The sequence below is a fragment of the Mycoplasmopsis columboralis genome, assembly GCF_900660675.1.
Taxonomy (GTDB): Bacteria; Bacillota_I; Bacilli_A; order Mycoplasmatales; family Metamycoplasmataceae; genus Mycoplasmopsis; species Mycoplasmopsis columboralis.
In genome coordinates this window covers 30891-48627 of record NZ_LR215039.1, presented here as the reverse complement: position 1 = coordinate 48627, position 17737 = coordinate 30891, and the positions used below count along the sequence as shown (strand labels likewise).

The window sequence follows — 17737 nt, the reverse complement described above, 5'->3', positions numbered from 1 at the left end:
TATATAAATAAAATTAATTATAATAAATTTTAAAAAAGAAACCTTATTAAATTAAAGGTTTCATTCAATCAAATAAGAATTTTTCAAATTTGTTTCATTTGTAGTTTAAGTTTGGCACATCTTTTAAATTAGTTGTTTTTTGATCATAAAAATTAAAAACGCTTTCAATTTCTTTTAAAGCTTCTCCAGCTAAAATGTCCATAGTTTCATATTGAGAATATAAACTACGATTATCCATGTTATTTGAGCCAATTCAAGCCACTTTTCCATCAACAAGGCCCATTTTTGAATGCATAAACACTTCTTGATAAATCTTAATTTCTAATCCAAGTTTTTGTAACTTGCCAAGCTGTGATAACGAAATTTTATGAATTAATTTTTTATCAGGTAATCCAGGGAAATAAATTGTGATTTTTACATTACTTTTCAAAGCTAAGATAATCGCTGTTTTTAATGCTTCAGAAATTGCAAAATAAGGAGTTGCAATTTTAATTTCTTTTTTGGCATTGCTAATCATTTTAATTCAATAATATTCTGCTGTAGAATAAGATAAATTTGGAGAATCTGTAACTTGAATTAGATCGTTTTTATAATTGTTTAAGTTTTCGTAATTCTTACAAAAATCATTTGCTTTAGCAATAATATTTTCACCAGATACTATTTTTCAAAACTTTGCAAAATGCAAATTATACTTATTAATAATTGGACCATCTAATTTATAATTAATATCAACTCAGTGACCGTATTTTTTGGCTAATGAATCGTATTCATCCGAGATGTTATTTCCACCTGTATAAACAGTTTTAGAATCAATAATAAAGAGTTTTTCGTGGTTTCGTGAAAAGCTTTTGGCATTAATGAAAGGGTAATAAATCTTTCCTAAAATTTTGTATTCGAGTCCTTTAGACTTGAGCTTTTTGATTTTTCTTTTTGGTGAATACATAACTCCAAAATCATCTAAAATTCATTTTATTTTAACTCCTTCATCAAGTTTTTGTTTGATTATTTTGAATAATGAATCGAAAATTTCAGAATTTTTGATGATATAAGAAACAATAAAAATACTTTCTTTTGCTTCTTTAAGTTCTTTGAATAAATCTAAATAAAACTCATATCCTTCATTAAATAATTTTATGTTGCCTGGTAATGAATAATTATTATCCAAAGTTTCTAAATAACTTAAAGTTTTAGGGTAACGGTGTTGATTTTCAATAGTTTGGTTTTCTACATATGAGTTTAAATCAAATTGAGGTTCTTTGCTAATATGTTCTTCGTTGGAATTACGAAAAACCAAACCAAAAACCAAAAACATGAGATGTCCAAAAAAAGGGAAAATAATAAAAACATAAATTCAACTTAATTTTGCTCCAGTTGGTCGTTGTTGGCTATACACAATTAAAACAAAAATAGTGTTAAGCAAATAAACGGATGCAACGCCTAAATAAACATATTTGTAATCAATGTTATAAACTAAAAATACAACCAAAGCAATAAAGGCTCCAAAAAGAATGAAAAATTGCAAAAACAATAAAAAACGACCAAAATTAAAGTTGAATTTTTTCATATTTTAATTTTACATTATTTGAAAAAAATTAGTTTGAGATGATCATTTTTTGCACAAAAAAAGCACTAAAAAGTGCTTATCCTTTTGTGCGTTTATAGTAATAATCATTAACTAAACTGCGCAATTTGTTATCAATTGGTTTAATATCAACACGATCGATACCATCTTTAATATCAATGTCATAAATTTGCAAAGCAATCTGATCTACTTTATCAAGAAAATCAGCAAAGTAATTACGACGAATAAATTCATATTCATTTATTAAAGTTGCATCATAGTTAACATAGTCATAATTTTGTAGATTTCTTCAGTTTTGCGATATTTCATCAGCTAATTCATCAGAAGAAATATCTACTAAAGCAAGTTTTCAAGATACTAAATCAAGTAAGAAATCTTTAGTGTTTTCAACTGAAGAATATATTTCTTCAGTAAAATAATCTTCATTGCTTCATTTTTCAATTTCACGCACTAAAATCGCAAAGATATAGTCACTAAATGAATTTGATTTAATGTATGAAACTAGAATTTCTTTAAGTTTATTGATATTTTGATCTTGCTTGTAAAGTGAGACAACTTTTTCAGATGTATTATCTAAAATTTCACCAAATTGTTCATTAAGATACTCTTTAATAATATATGGATAAGGATTGATGTGAAAATCACTTTGATCTTCATTTTCCTCTTCAAAGTAAAAACGTTCGAGCACTTGTTGATTTTGAGGTTTTGATAAATCAACTTTGTTATGTAAAAGTTCCATAAATGTAGCTAAATTAGCTTTTAAATATGAACTATTTTCAAAATATTTTTCCAAGTATATACTTTGAAGGTCTTTTCAAGTTAAAGCTAATGTTTTTTCTTTAATTAAATCAATTTTTTCTTGAGTGATTTCGCCCAAGAAATTTTCTTGATCAAAAGTTTCAATAATTTTAACCAATTCAGGCACTCTTTGATAGATACTTTCACGTACACTTATGGTAACTTCTTGTGCTTTTTGCTCTGAAATTTGTGAAGAGATAACAAAACCGTCAGTTAAAAGTAAATTTCCTTTTGGTCGTATAACTCTAATATCACCATCTTTAACTCCATCAACGTTATCAGCTCCATAATATGAGTCAATAGCATCACCATTATACATAATGGCAACATTAACATTTAAAGCAGGGTGAATTAAATTATTAACAATAGCTAGTCCATCACCAATAAAGTTAATGTGATCGGTATCGCTAAGTTTTAACGAAGTGTTTTCTTGAATTAAATTAACAAAAGAATCGATCAATTTAGCATAAGTGAAATGAGTTACAGCTCCAGAATGACGATTAATTTCTTCATCACCACCCTTTTCAGGGGCGGTTCAATATGTTGAACCATAAATCATATTATCTCTTACAGCATCAGTTATGTTTCAATAATTAAATCCATTTTGAGACAAAATGGTTAAAATGGTTGACATATCGTATAACTTATCTTTGTAAGTAGTACGATATTTTTCAAAATCAATTGAACCATCTTCAGTAGCATTTTCTTGTGGCACTGGATTTTTGGCCACGTTATATGCTATAACAGCATCTTGCATAAAATAAGGAAAATAAAATTCTCATAAATGTAAGTTAACTTCATTTCCTTCATTATCGTATTTTAAATAATCATCATACCCTTCAAGATGTTTTCACACAAGAGGGTGCAAAATCAATTGTAAGTATTTCTTAGTTTTATCAGGATTGTTTTTTAGTGATGGATCATTAAATAAAACTGAATAATCAATTTTCCCAATAATCCCATTTTTAGCCAATTCAGCAGCTTGAAAATCACTTCCAATTCCTGCAATAGCTTTATTATCTGTAAGTGAACGAGTAAATTGTTGCAATGAATCAAATTCTTTATATTCAAAAGATTCACCAATAAACTCAATATTGTCAGTTGACATGTATGATTTGTAATTGTAAAAGCTTGGTTGGAAATTATGAGTTGTTTTATAAGCAATTATTCCAGCTAAACCAGTTAAAGAACCTAAAGCAGTTACTCCAACTAAAATTTTCTTGAATAATTTCATTTTCGCTATTTTTCTTTTTTAACCTTAAAGAATGTGTATACGATATTTCCAGCAATTACAAAAAACAAAATAACAGTTCCAAGAACTAAACCTCAAGGTTTAAATTCTCCTTCATACATTTTTGTACCTAAAGTTGAGGCATTAGACACAACATGAGTGATGATGTAATCATCAAAACTAAGTACAGTTGAAACAATGGCAATCATTAAAATAGAAGGCATCATGTACATGAAATAGGTTCTAAGTCAAGCAAAAAACTTGTTGTAGCCTAAATCTTGAGCTGCTTCATATAAATTGTTATTGAACTTTTCGCTTCGAGGAATAGCTAGCGAAAGACCATAAGGTAAAATCATCACAGTATGACCAACTATAACCCTTAAAAGACCTTCTTTTTCAACTCCAATAATTCCTAAAAAAGCCGCAAACACAAGCACTAACCCTAAAGCAGTGATGTTATCTGGGTTTACAAGTGGAATTTTAGAAGTAGAGTTAACAAATGAACGTACCACTTTGTTTTGCTGTCTATATAAAGCATAAGCGGTCAAAATTGATAAGGTAACCACTAAAAAACCTACAACAATAGCAATAAGAAGAGTATTTACAAAGGCAACATCTCTACGCTCATCAAAAAGAGTTTTTCAATTCTCTCAGGTAAATCCAGTTCAAAGTGAGTTATATTGACCTTTAATTGGTTTATTAAAACTAAATACAGCACCAGTAACAAGCGGAATGTATACTACCGCTAAAATAATCATCACATAAGAACGTTTTAAAAAAGCAGTCACTTTATTCATATTGTGCTCCTTTTTTAAGGAAGAAAATAATTCGAGGCACCACTAATGCTAAAGCGTAAATTGAAATGAAAATTCCACTAACAACAATAACAAGAGCAGAACCAGAAGAAAGATTAAATTGGTTACCAGGATTAATTTTTTCGTTAATTTGATTTCCAATTAATTGAAGTTGTGATGAATCTGGAAGTAATTTTTGTGAAACCACAAAAGTAGTTGCACTTGCTAAAAAGATCATAGCAAAACCACTTAAAATTGCCTTAGTTCCATAAGGGATAATAACTCTAATAAAAGTTCTAAAAGTATTATTCCCTAAATCATTACTTGCTTCAATAATGTTTTTAGGCATGTCTTTAAAGACTGTATAAAGAGGCATAACCATTAATGGTAAGTTTAAATACACAAGTCCTGTAATAATAAATCATAATGAATTAAGCGAATTAATATCGCTAGCAAAAATAAGTTGAAACAAACTTCTAAGTGCATAAATACGAGCAATTGTGAAAATTGCAAGTGGAGAAACTACTAAACTGAGTGCATAAATTTGAAATACTTTTGATTTACTAGTAGCTACAAAATATGCATATGGCAAAGCAATAATCAAACAAATTATTGAAGCAAAAATTCCAGCATTTAAACTTCTTAAAATAATTCTTCAAGTATGTGAACTTTTGACAATTTCTCAATTATCAAATTCAGCTCCATTATTAGCAAAGGCTTTAGATAAAATCAAAATCATTGGTAAGACAATTAACAATAAAGCCACAATTGCATACGGAATTAATAAAGAAGTACGTTTACTTAAGTTAAATTTCACTAACAAATTAGAAAACATTGCTATTGTAATCCCATTTTGAATCTTTAGGCATTAAATGAATTGAATCAATAGTTCAACTTAAGTAAACAGTTTGCCCTTCTTGGAATTTTTCTGAAGTTTCAACATAAATTTTGTGTTTATCAGCAGTTTCTACAGTAATGTAGTAATAACTTCCACGATAAGTAATTTCAGCTATTGTTCCAACAATTTTATCGTCAGGGTTTTTGGTTTCAACTACCATATTAATATCTTCTGGACGAATTAAAGCATCAATTTGTTCTTGTCCTTCAAAATCTTTTTGACGGTGAATAGTTTTAAATGATTTTCCTAAAATTGAGACTCGATCTTCACTCACAAAACGAGTATTGAAAATATTTGAATCTCCAATGAATTTAGCCACTCAAATATTAACTGGGTAATCATAAATCATTTTAGGAGTGTCATATTGTTCAATTTTTCCATCACGCATAACTGCTACACGATCTGAAAGTTCAAGTGCTTCATCTTGATCGTGAGTAACAAACACGAAAGTAATTCCCAATTCTTTTTGAATAGTTCTAAGAAGAACTTGCATTTTTTGTCTAATTTTAGCATCAAGCGCTGAAAGAGGTTCATCTAAAAGTAAAATTTCAGGCTCAAGCACAAGCGAACGAGCAAGCGCTACCCGTTGTTTCATTCCTCCAGAAAGTTGTGAAATAGCTTTGTTTTCATTGCCTTTAAGACCTACTACTTCAATGATTTTGCTAATTTTATCTTCAAGCTCTTTAGCAGTCATTTTACGTTTGAAGTATTTATTTTCAAAATCAATTGTTTTTTGTTGAACATAACTTTCTCAATATGAATAAGTAAAGTCTGAATCATCAAGTCAATCTTGAAGTTTTTTTCATTGTCTTGTTCCAGGTGTTAAACTTTCAAGTTGTTGTTCATATTCTTCTTGCAAACGATCTAATTTTTGCATTTTTTCGTTGGCAATTTTTGTTCATTTTTCAGTTTTTTGTTTAAGTAATTCCACATGTTTCTGGTTAATAATTTCTTTTTTCACTTTTTTAAGCTTAAGACCAAAAGCAATATTTCCTCAAACGTTTAAATGCGGAAAAAGTGCATAATCTTGAAAAATGGTTGATAAGTTTCTTTTATGAGGTGGTAAATCTTTAATATCTAGTCCATTAAATTTAACTTCACCACGTGTGGCTCATTCAAATCCTCCAAGCAATCTTAAAATAGTGGTTTTTCCACTTCCTGAAGGTCCAAGTAAAGTGACAAATTCACCTTTTTTAATTTTTAAATCAACTTCTTTTAAAACGGTTTTATCACCGTATTCTTTAACTACTTCAATAAGCTCAACAATGTTGTCGCTCTTTTGACGATTACGAAACTTTGAATCAGTTGATACAGTTAAAGTTTGTGTATTATTTTGAGACATTATATTTTTCCTTTCTATAGTTTATTTTTTTCTAAAACAAAGCTATAGGGGAGGCAGTATCAAAGATATCATCACTGTATTCAGAAATGATAAATTTTAAGGTTGGATATTGTAAACAACAAAAGTTTATTAATACAAATTTGGTTAGCAATTTGATAATAAATTTAATTGAGTTTTTCATAAAAACAATTTTATAGAAAATGTCTAAAAATATATGCAAAAAATACAAGAAATTATCAATTAAAAGCATCTATTCCTTCTTTTACTTTTTTAAGCAATAAACAGTGCTTTTAGTGCTCTTTAATTCCTAATTTGATATAATAAAATTTATATTTAAGGAGGTATTGATGTTTAAAATGTTTAAGTTGCTTCCAACGAAAACAAAAATGTTATTTTTATATGGTATTTTCTTTATTTTAATTAACATTATTGGAACAATGATCATTCCCATTTTACTTGCTCAATATCTTCCGATATTAACACAAAAACCAGGAATGAATTTAAATGTGCATTTTGAGGTTGTTTTGTTTGAAAGAGTTGTGTTATTATCAAATAACAATCAAAGTGAAATATTAATTCATTTAACCGCCATTACTTTAGGGGCAATCTTTTTAACAGTAGCCGCTAACATTGCCGCAGTGTTAATTACCACTTGAGCTGGTGAACAATCATCAATGTTTTATCGTAATGAATTATTTAGAAAATACCAAAAACTGAGTTTAAAAGATATTTCTGATTTAACTAAAGAAAGTTTAATTAATCGGATCTCAAATGATATTGCTCAATATTGAGATTTTTTAATTAGTGCAACTAGCGCTTTAATTAAAGCTCCGTTGTTTATTATTGTTGGATTTGTATTTGCTCTTTTAACTGATGTGAAATTGTCATGATCAATTGTTGTGGCAATTCCAGTAAACATCGCAATTTTGATCTTCATTTTTATGAATACTTACAAGTTAATTCGTAAAAATAGAGTTAATTTAGATTACATCACCAAAGATGTTAGTGAAACAATCAATGGTGCTAGAGTTGTTAAAGTATATAATCTTCAAAGCAAACAAAAAGAAAAGTTTGACATCTCAAATAATCGTTGATATAAAGTTGAAAGTAAAATTTGAAAATACTTTTCAATTGGAACACCAGCCTTTTTTGTGATTATTAACTTAATTATTGTTCTTATTTATTATCTTGGGGCTTTAGACGTGCTTAACGCTGGAGTTAAGCCCGATCCACAAGTGGTAGCTAAATTAAATGTGTTTGTCGAATATGAAGTATTAATCTCATTTGGAATTATCATTTTTGCACAATTTTTAGGAACAATGGTAAAAGCTAGAGTTTCAGCTAAACGTTATAGCGAAATTTACTACAAAGATTACATCAATTTATTTGTAGAAAATGGACATAAATTTGAAAAAGATGATTTTTCAATTGCTTTTAAAGATGTAAATTTCAAATACTTTGAAACATCAAAAGAATATGCTATTGAGAACATTAATTTTAGTATTCCTTCATATCAAACTTTAGGAATTATTGGACCTACTGGTTCAGGTAAAAGCACCATTGCTAACTTAATTGTTAATAATATGAAACTTAAAGAAGGAAGTGTTAAAATTTCTGATTTAGAAGTTTCAACCATTAATACTAGCGAATTACACTCTAAGGTTGGAATTGTCTATCAAGAAGCTCTTCTTTATTCAGGAACAATTAGTGATAACTTACTTTTTGCTAACCCTAAAGCAACCAATGAAGAAATTGATAAAGCTTTAAAAGCCGCTTGTGCGTATGATTTTGTTTACGGATTTGAAAAAGCTCTTGAACATGAAATTGTTCAAGGAGGTAAAAATCTTTCAGGAGGACAAAAACAACGTCTTTCAATTGCTCGTACTTTACTACTTAATCCAAAAGTGCTTATTTTAGATGATTCAACTTCAGCTTTAGATAATATTACAACTAAGAACTTAATTGAAAATATCAAAAAATATTATCAATGTACTACTATTATTATTTCCCAAAAAATTAATTCAATCAAACACGCAGATCAAATTATTGTTTTAGAAAAAGGAAAAATGATCGGTCAAGGAACTCATGAAGAGTTACTTCAAAACTGCGATTGATACAATCAAGTTTTTTTAAACCAAACAATGCAATAGAAAGGAATTTTCATTTATGAACAAGAAAAAAACAAATGATGTTGATAAGTATTATGATAGTTCCTTCTCAATGTTTAAAACCCTTAAAACCATTTTTCATTACTTAAAGGCCGAAAAAACTCGTTTGCTTTGAGGAAATTTATTTGCTTTTATAAATGCGGCTTTTTATGTAATTGGAAGTGTTTTAATTGGGTTAGTAATTAAAGAATTTTTTGAGCCATATGCTCGAAGTATTGATCCAATTCCGCTAAGTGAATTTAATTGAACTAAATTTATTTTATATTTATCAGCTCTTTCGGGCGCATTTGTACTTTATGGAATTTTTCGTTACTGAGAAAGTTATTTATATATTCGTGTTTGCTATGGTCTAGGAACTAAACTTAGAGCTCAGATCATGAATAAGCTTTTTAAAACTCCAATTAAATATTATGATCAGCAAAAAGCTGGAAACATCATTTCAATTATCATTAATGATATTAATAATGTTAATGACACATTATTTCAAATAACCACCCAACTTTTTACTAGTTTTTGAAATATTGTTTTAAGTATCATTGTCATGATGTTTGTGTCTTCAACTCTTACTTTAATTATTGTTCCTCTTTCAATTATTTTGTTTTTTGCATCATTTATTGTAGTTAAAAAATCTCAAAGATATTTTGTAGCTACCCAAAATGCTTTCGGGAAAATGAATGCTTATGTTGAAGAGATGCTAACTAATACTAAAGTAACTAATTCTTTTGACCGCCAAGAACAAGTACATAAAGGTCTTAGACAAATTACTCGGGAAATTCGTAATATTGCTTATAAAGGTGATACAGCCGCTCGTAGTTTTGATGTATGATTCCAACTCGTTTCAAATATCTTAATTTTAGTTATTTCCGCCATTGCAGCACTCTTTTATGTTAAAGGAATTCCAGTGTATGGAATTCAAGGGTTTGGTTCAAATGATGATGGAACCGCTTCAGCTGCATTGGTAGTTACTTATGTTTCATTAAACTGAAACTTCATTGGTCCATTCCAAAATATTCTAAACATTGCTTTCTCATTACAAGTAGGAACTGCTTCTTCAAATAGGGTCTTTAAATTATCAGAACTAAACTTTAAACCTCGTGAACCTGAAGATATACCTATTGACGAAATTAAAGGAGAAGTTGAATTTAAAAATGTTTGATTTAAATATTTAGACGAATCAAATATGTATCAACTCAAAAATGCTTCTTTTAAAGTAAAACCTGGACAAGTTGTGGCTTTTGTTGGTCCTACTGGAGCTGGTAAAACCACCATTATTAACTTACTTAGTAAGTTTTATGATTATAATGAAGGATCAATTTTAATTGATGGAAAAGAACTTAGAAACATCAAAACTAAAATGCTTCGTGATCATATGACAGTGGTGCTTCAAGATTCGTTCTTATTTAATGAAACCATTTATGATAATTTAACTTTAGGAAACAAAAATTTAACTAAAGAAGAAGTTATAAAAGCAGCTAAATTAACTAACATTCACCACTTTATTATGACATTGCCAAATGATTATGATACAGTTGTAGAAAACAATGGTGCTAATATTTCCCAAGGAGAAAGACAACTTATTTCGCTAACAAGGGCAATTTTAAGTAACAAAAACTTACTCATTTTAGATGAAGCTACTTCAAGCATTGACTCACGTACTGAAATTATTGTTCAAAACTCAATTCGTCACTTAACCAAAAACAAAACTTCATTTATTATTGCTCACCGTCTTTCAACCATTAAAAACGCTGATATTATCATGGTTATTAATGATGGACAAATCATTGAAAGTGGTAGTCACCAAGAGTTACTTAAAAAAGAAGGATTCTATTATAATCTTTATCACTCACAATACAAATAATCACCTACAGGGTGATTTTTGTTTGCTTTTTTGCTAAAAACAACAACAACAACAAAAGTTATATAATTTTATTTATAACACAATTATATGTAGGAGAAATTATGCAAGAAATGGTTTTGGCGTTTTTAATTGTTGGTGCATCATTGCATTATTATTGATCATTTATTTTTAGAAACGTCGCTATTGTAAACCAAGCGCTTCGTTTTTTGAATTTAAAGATCAAAGCGCTAAAAAAGGTCAACACAACTCCAACAATAAACAGAGAAATTCAGCAAGGTTGAATGCAATTATCTAAAACATTTAGTTCAAAAAAGAAAACTCTTTTTGCAATTTTTTGATCACTTTCTTTAATAAATATTGCCGTCATTCTTTATTGCATCTTAGCTTTACAAGGGATAATTTGAGAACAAATTTCAGTTAAAGAAATTTATATTGCAGCAATTGTTATAGTATCATTAGAACTAATTTATTTAATTGTAAAACCATTTTATTATGTATCAATAGTAAAAAGCATTAATGCTGACCTTGAAAATAAACAAAAATTAAGCATTGAAGAGAAAGACTTTTTCCACTTCAACGCAAATGAGAATGCTATAAATGAAAAAGAATTAGTTTTGAAAGTTGATAATTTTTTCCCTTGTGCTCTAAGCTACAAAAATATTCAAGCTATTGCTCAATTACCACAAGACGAAATTACTTTAATGTCATTGTTAGTTACAGATTTAGATAAATTATCTAACAATAAGTATTTCAAAAATACTAATTATCAGGGCTTTGTATCAAAAATTCAACAACTTAAACAACGCTAATATTTACGACCTGTAGGGTCGTTTTTTTAACAAAAAAAGACAAAGTAAAATCATTTGTCTTTTGCTTTTCCTTAATTATTTAATTTGATTTTTACACTTTCAAAATTATCGTTGCCATATTCGATGTTAATATTTTGTTTTCCTTCTGGAGTATCAGCTGTGTTTTCAGCTTTGGTAATTTTTGCTTTTTCGCGACTATTTAATCTTTCTGATGTGTAGATTTTTCCGAATGTTTGGTCATATTCTTCTTTGGTTAAAGACACATAAATATCATAACTTAATGCTTGTTGATCTAAATCACGATGTGAAATAAAGTATCCTCAAATTGGTTGAATGGTTTCAATTGGAGCAAAGTAATAAGCATCTTGTCCAAAAGGTTTTCCTTCTTTATTAGTTAAGGTAAATTGTAGATTCAATTCACCACTTTCATCAACACCTGCTACAAATTGGTATTGAGCTAAAGCTCTAAGTAAAATATCATTTATAGTTGAATCAAAAGCTTTCATTTTATCATCTAAAGTTTTATGATATCAACTATATCTCATGTTTAAAGCATTTAAATATGATTCAGGTAAAGTTAATTTAACAATGTAATCACCATTTAAAGTATTGATTTCATCACTTAATTTGTGAGCATATTGTGAAACTTCTTCTTCGCTAAAATTGTTGGTTTGTACTTTACCATTATCTTTTTGATATACTCAAACATACAATTGATTATTTTGAGATTTCAAAATATTTTTAGAATCTTCATAACTTACTTTTGCTGAGTATAAAGGTTTTAAGTCATCTAAATAACTATTGGCATCAATAAAGTTTTCAACATCTTTTTGAGATTTAATAAATTCATTTAATTTAGCTGATTTTTGATCAAAATATGTTGGGTTTTCAGGATTGCTTTCATTTGAATATTCAGTTTTAGAATTATAAACATCACTTCAAGTAAAACGAGGTAATACAAACGATTTATGAATTGGGGTTTGAGCATCTAATAAAGGTTTAAATGCATTATCAGAAATATTTTTTGAAAATTCAAGCATAATCTTTTCGATTTCTTTATTGTTTTGTGCATACACAGGATCAGCTTCAACTAAATCTAATTTTGGATTGTCTCCAAGTCAATTTTCTTCAAAATAATCCTTAATTTTTTGGTAATAAACTTTTAAAGAATCTCATAAATTTCCAATTGTTTTTAAAGAGTCTTTTTGTGCTTGTGTTAAAGTATTTAAAGCTAGAGCTTTTTGAACTGAATCTTGAACACTAGCTAGTGTTGAATTAGCATCATCCTTTCAAATAACCATTCAAGTATTAATATAATTTTTTAATACTTGATTCAAGTTAGCAACATAATCATTTTTGGTAACTTTTGAATTACTTTCCAAATCGCTAAGTAATTGAGGTAAGTTTCCTAAACTTCCAATTAAAAAATATTGTCTTGCTCTAAATCAAGGAGTAGCAAATTCAAAAAATGATTTAGTTTCTTTTTGTTGCAAGTATCCATTTGCCTCTTGGTATGAACCCACAACATTGTTAAGATAAGTTTGTAATGTTTGTGAGATAGTTTGTAAATCTTCTTTTGAAGTATCTTGAGCAGGTTTAAAAGCAAGAGCTACAAATGACTCAAATGAGTTTTTTAATTTTGCTAAAGCATCTTTTACTGAATCTTGTTCACTAACTACGTCTAATTTGTCAAAATTAATTTCTCCTTGCAAATTAAATGGGTTTTTAGTTTCTTTTTTGCTTGCGGTTTCACTTTTACATGCAATTACTGCTAGCGGAAGTGCAAATGAGCTAACAAGCCCTAATGATAGCAATGATAATTTACGTTTCACGTTCGCTCCTTTTAGTCTAAAAAGTATACTTTTTAAGGTATAATTAAAAATAATTAATACTATTATAGTTTTTTCTTTAAAAATAAGTTGAATTTTTATTATATGAGGTAAATATGAACAAAATTTATGACCACAAAACCGTAGAAGCAGGTATTGAAGCAAAATGACAGAAAAAGAAATTTTTTATGACTCATGACGAGCGTAAAAAACCTTTTTCAATTTTGCTACCCCCTCCAAATGTTACTGGTAAATTACATTTAGGACACGCTCTTGACGTATACATTCAAGACACCATTATTCGTTATAAAAAACTTAAAGGTTATGATGTAATGTGACTTCCAGGAATGGATCATGCCGGAATTGCTACTCAAAGTAAAGTTGAAGACGTGTTATACAAATCAACTGGATTAACTAGACATGATTTAGGACGTGAAGCGTTTGTAAATAAAATTTGAGAATGAAAAGATGAATACGCACAAGTGTTTAGAAAACAATGATCAAAAGTAGGTCTTGCTTTAGATTATTCAAAAGAACGTTTTACTTTGGATAAGGAAGCTAATAAAGCCGTAAATAAAGTTTTTATTGATTTATACAATAAAGGTTTTATTTATCGTGGAGTGAGAGCCATTAACTGAGATATTAAATTGCAAACTGCTTTATCAAATATTGAAGTTGTTTCAGAAACAACTGAACAAAAAATGTATTACATTAAATACTACCTTGAAAATTCAACTGATTATTTAACTATTGCAACCGTTAGAACCGAAACTCTTCTTAGTGATGTGGCACTTGTGTTTAATCCAAAAGATAAACGTTACCAAAAATATTTAAACAAAAACGTAATTCACCCTTTAACTAAAGAAAAGTTACCCGTGATTGCTCATGAATATGTTGATCCAAAATTTGGAAGTGGGGTGATGAAATTATCAGCACATGCTGAAGCTGATATTGATATTATTCAAAAACTTAAACTTGAAATTCGTGAAACTATTAACAAAGAAGGTTATATTAATTATCCAAATAGTGAGTTTCACAATTTAGAACGCTTTGAAGCCCGTGAAAAAATCGCTAAGTATCTTAAAGAACATAATTATTTAGAAAAAGTTGAAGAAACTACTTCAAACGTGGGAATGAGTGAACGTTCAAAAACCCCTGTGGAAATTTTAGTGCTTCCGCAATGATTTGTTAAAATGGATCATTTCGCTAAACACATTTTAGATGAACTTGACACCAAAGAAGCAGTTAAGTTTTACCCAAAACGTTTTAAAGAAACATTGCGTAAATGAATTGAAAACGTGCATGATTGAAACATCTCACGTCAACTTTGATGAGGACATCAAATTCCAGCTTGATATGACCAAGACGGAAACATAAAAGTGCAAGAAAAATCTCCAGGTAAAAATTGAATACAAGATTCTGATGTTTTAGATACTTGATTTTCTTCTGGAATTGCTCCATTTACCTTTTTAAATTGACCAAATCCAAATTCAGATTTAGCTAGATTTTATCCTTTCTCATTACTTGTTACTGGATATGATTTAATTTTCTTTTGAGTGGCACGTATGTATTTCTTCGGGAAAGAATTCATGCGCCAAAAACCATTTAACGACTTGTTACTTCATGGTTTAATTCGTGATAAAAACGGTTTAAAAATGTCCAAATCATTAAATAATGGTGTTGATCCAATGGATATGATTGAACAATACGGATCTGATTCATTGAGATGATTCTTAATTACTAATACTTCTCCAGGAATGGATATTAAATTTTCAACTGAAAAAGTGGAAGCTGCTTGAAGAGTAAATAATAAATTATGAAATATTGCTAACTTTATTGTTTCTTTAGAAGAAAATCACAACAACACCAAAAGTGATGCTGATTATTGAATTTATAACAAGCTTGCATCTTTAAGCAAAGTAATTAACAAAGCAATGAAAACATATGATTTTGCCGTTGCTGGAAGTGAAATTCAACGCTTCTTGTTCAATGATTTAAGTGGATGATACATTGAAATGATTAAAAATAATCCTTCTAAAAAACATGCTTTAGAAGTGCTGAGAAAAACTTTAATTATTCTTCACCCATTTATGCCATTTATCACCGATAGATTGTATTCAAACATTTTCAAGGATGAATTGTTAAATCACACCATTCCAATGATACGAATTACCAAAGAAACCAAATATATTGATTTAATCATTGAAGTGGTTACCGAAATTCGTAAATATCGTGAAGTTAATAACATTTCTAAAAAAGAAATTATTGAATACGACCTTCAAACCCCTTTAAGTCAAAGCAACATTGATATCATCAACAAAATGGCCTACGCTCAACTAGTGCCAAATCAAGACTTTTTAATTACATTAAGTAACAACAACTTATACATTAAAATGAGTGCAGATCTTAAAGAAAAAAACAAACAATTATTGCTTGAAAAAATCGCCTTCACTCAAAGTGAAATTGCTCGCGCGACCCAAATTTTAAGTAATGTTAACTTTATCAATAAAGCCCCTAAAGAAAAAGTTCAACTAGAGCAAGATAAACTAGCCAAATATCAACAAGATTTAATCAAATATCAAGAGGAGCTCAAATGCAAATACTAAGTGGTAAAGAATTAGCTAAAAGAGAATTAGAAAAACTCAGAGATGAGCTTGCAGCTATGAACTTGGTGCGTAAACCTCGTTTAGCTATCATTCAAGTTGGAGATAATCCAGCTTCAGATAAATATGTGCAACAAAAAATTCAAAAATGCGAATTTGTAGGAATTGAAGGAAGGTTATTTAAATACCCTGAAAAAATTACTCAAAATCGTTTACTTCAAAAAATGGACGACATCAACGAATGAGCTGATGGAGTTATTGTACAACTTCCATTGCCAAAACACATTCCAGTTCAAGTTATTTTAGATGCTGTACCTTATGATAAAGATGTGGATGGATTAAGCACCAAAAACGAATTTGCACTTTATAACGAAGCTGGAAAATGCTTTATTCCAGCTACAGCTAGAGCTGTGCTTGAATTAATGCAAGAATACAACATTGAAGTTGAAGGCAAAAAAGTCTGTGTAGTGGGAAGAAGCCATTTAGTTGGAAAACCACTTGCTCACATCATCAAACGTCAAGGAGCTAATGTGGCTACTTTTGATGAACACACTGGTATTAAAGGAATTGAAAGTGCTGACATTTTAATTGTTGCCATTGGAGTAGCTCGTTACGTGAAAGCCGATAATGTTAAAGAAGGTGTAACCATTATTGATGTGGGAACTAATTTAGACGCACAAGTTCCTGATGAAATTTATGGGGATGTAGATTTTGAAAGTGTTCAACATAAAGCAGCAGCTATCACACCTGTTCCTGGGGGAGTGGGTCCAATGACTGTAGTGTGCTTGCTTAAAAACTTAATTGACACTTTAAAATAATGTAAACGGAGAGAAAAAATGAGAAAAATTGCTATTTTAACCTCAGGAGGAGATGCTCCTGGAATGAACTCAGCTGTAGCAGCTATTGCTAAAGCCGCTAAAGCCGCAAACTTAGAACCTTATGTAGTTTTAGAAGGATACAAAGGGCTTTATCACAATCAAATTGTTAAAGCTGATAGTATGAACTTAAACTTTTATGCTTCACAAGGAGGAACTGCTATTTATTCAGCACGTTTCCCTGAATTTAAAAACAAAGAAGTTAGAGATGTAGCTATTGCCAACCTTAAAAAACATGACATTGAAGCACTTGTAGTTATTGGTGGAGATGGAAGCTACATGGGAGCTCAATTACTTCATGAAGCCGGAGTTAAAACTATTGGACTTCCTGGAACAATTGATAATGACATTGCTTCTTCAGATTTTACAATTGGATATGACACTGCGCTAAACACTATTGTTGAAGCTATTGACAAAATTAGAGATACTGCTACTTCACACCAAAGAATTATGATTGTAGAAGTGATGGGAAACAATTGTGGAGATTTAGCTTTATATTCAGGATTAGCTACTGGAGCTGAAATTATTGCAACTAGCGATTACAAACCTTCAGTTGAAGAAATTGTTGCTAAAGCTAAAGAATTAACTGCACAACCAGGCAGAAGAAGCGTGATTGTTGTGGTATCAGAAAAATGTTACAACCTTAAAGAACTTGAAAAAGCAATCGAAGAAACTACTGGATGAGCAACTCGTTCAAATCCTTTAAATCACATTCAAAGAGGTGGACGTCCAACTGCTCAAGAGCGTATTTACGCTTCTTTAATGGGAATTAAAGCTGTGGAATACTTAGTAGCTGGTAAAAGCGGTTTAGCAATTGGTATTTTAAATAACGATGTTGTTGGAACACCAATTTTAGAAGCTTTAAGCATGAAAAATGCTTCAAAAGAAAAATCAGTGCAAAAAGCAATCAAATTTAACAAACTTAACCAAGTGGGATAAAAAACAAGGAC

General features: G+C 29.4%; 12 protein-coding genes. 6 read left to right on the top strand and 6 right to left on the bottom strand.

All coding sequences use genetic code 4. The features are described 5' to 3' along the window. Positions 1 to 46: 46 nt before the first annotated feature. The 5 genes from EXC45_RS00180 to EXC45_RS00160 all read right to left on the bottom strand — a co-directional run bounded on the left by EXC45_RS00180 (position 47) and on the right by EXC45_RS00160 (position 6645). Positions 47 to 1564, bottom strand: coding sequence for a phospholipase D-like domain-containing protein (locus tag EXC45_RS00180; protein ID WP_036434070.1), 1518 nt, complete (start codon positions 1562 to 1564; stop codon positions 47 to 49). Between the two features lie 76 nt (positions 1565 to 1640). Then, complete coding sequence (locus tag EXC45_RS00175) at positions 1641 to 3614, bottom strand: type 2 periplasmic-binding domain-containing protein (protein ID WP_036434067.1); 1974 nt, start codon at positions 3612 to 3614, stop codon at positions 1641 to 1643. 5 nt (positions 3615 to 3619) lie between these two features. After that, positions 3620 to 4408 carry an ABC transporter permease gene (locus EXC45_RS00170; protein WP_036434065.1) on the bottom strand — a complete coding sequence of 263 codons (789 nt, stop codon included), beginning with the start codon at positions 4406 to 4408 and terminating at the stop codon, positions 3620 to 3622. Continuing rightward, positions 4401 to 5240 carry an ABC transporter permease gene (locus EXC45_RS00165; protein WP_036434063.1) on the bottom strand — a complete coding sequence of 280 codons (840 nt, stop codon included), beginning with the start codon at positions 5238 to 5240 and terminating at the stop codon, positions 4401 to 4403. The genes EXC45_RS00170 and EXC45_RS00165 overlap by 8 nt, the downstream gene beginning before the upstream one ends. Further along, positions 5230 to 6645, bottom strand: a complete 1416-nt coding sequence (locus tag EXC45_RS00160) for an ABC transporter ATP-binding protein (RefSeq protein ID WP_051616943.1) — start codon at positions 6643 to 6645, stop codon at positions 5230 to 5232. The genes EXC45_RS00165 and EXC45_RS00160 overlap by 11 nt, the downstream gene beginning before the upstream one ends. 347 nt (positions 6646 to 6992) lie before the next feature. On the opposite strand from EXC45_RS00160, the gene EXC45_RS00155 reads away from it, so the two are divergent. The 3 genes from EXC45_RS00155 (at position 6993) to EXC45_RS00145 (ending at position 11480) form a co-directional block, all read left to right on the top strand. Then, on the top strand, positions 6993 to 8795 hold the full coding sequence (locus EXC45_RS00155; protein WP_036434061.1) for an ABC transporter ATP-binding protein: 1803 nt from the start codon (positions 6993 to 6995) through the stop codon (positions 8793 to 8795). Positions 8796 to 8811: 16 nt separating this feature from the next. Beyond that, positions 8812 to 10671: an ABC transporter ATP-binding protein gene (locus EXC45_RS00150; protein ID WP_036434059.1), complete on the top strand. Its 1860-nt coding sequence runs from the start codon at positions 8812 to 8814 to the stop codon at positions 10669 to 10671. A 101-nt stretch (positions 10672 to 10772) separates the two neighbouring features. Further along, positions 10773 to 11480, top strand: a complete 708-nt coding sequence (locus EXC45_RS00145; protein WP_036434057.1) for a hypothetical protein — start codon at positions 10773 to 10775, stop codon at positions 11478 to 11480. Between the two features lie 71 nt (positions 11481 to 11551). Here the strand turns inward: EXC45_RS00145 and EXC45_RS00140 are convergent, their stop codons facing one another. Beyond that, positions 11552 to 13312: a hypothetical protein gene (locus EXC45_RS00140; protein ID WP_036434055.1), complete on the bottom strand. Its 1761-nt coding sequence runs from the start codon at positions 13310 to 13312 to the stop codon at positions 11552 to 11554. Between the two features lie 113 nt (positions 13313 to 13425). On the opposite strand from EXC45_RS00140, the gene EXC45_RS00135 reads away from it, so the two are divergent. From EXC45_RS00135 to pfkA, 3 genes are read left to right on the top strand one after another with little or no spacing between them, the layout of a single operon-like run. Beyond that, positions 13426 to 15915 carry a valine--tRNA ligase gene (locus EXC45_RS00135; RefSeq protein ID WP_036434053.1) on the top strand — a complete coding sequence of 830 codons (2490 nt, stop codon included), beginning with the start codon at positions 13426 to 13428 and terminating at the stop codon, positions 15913 to 15915. Beyond that, positions 15903 to 16730 (top strand): bifunctional 5,10-methylenetetrahydrofolate dehydrogenase/5,10-methenyltetrahydrofolate cyclohydrolase, encoded by an 828-nt coding sequence (locus EXC45_RS00130; protein ID WP_036434051.1) that lies wholly within the window; start codon positions 15903 to 15905, stop codon positions 16728 to 16730. Before EXC45_RS00135 ends, EXC45_RS00130 begins: the two co-directional genes overlap by 13 nt. Before the next feature lie 18 nt (positions 16731 to 16748). Beyond that, positions 16749 to 17726: a 6-phosphofructokinase gene (pfkA, locus tag EXC45_RS00125; protein WP_036434049.1), complete on the top strand. Its 978-nt coding sequence runs from the start codon at positions 16749 to 16751 to the stop codon at positions 17724 to 17726. Positions 17727 to 17737 lie beyond the last annotated feature (11 nt).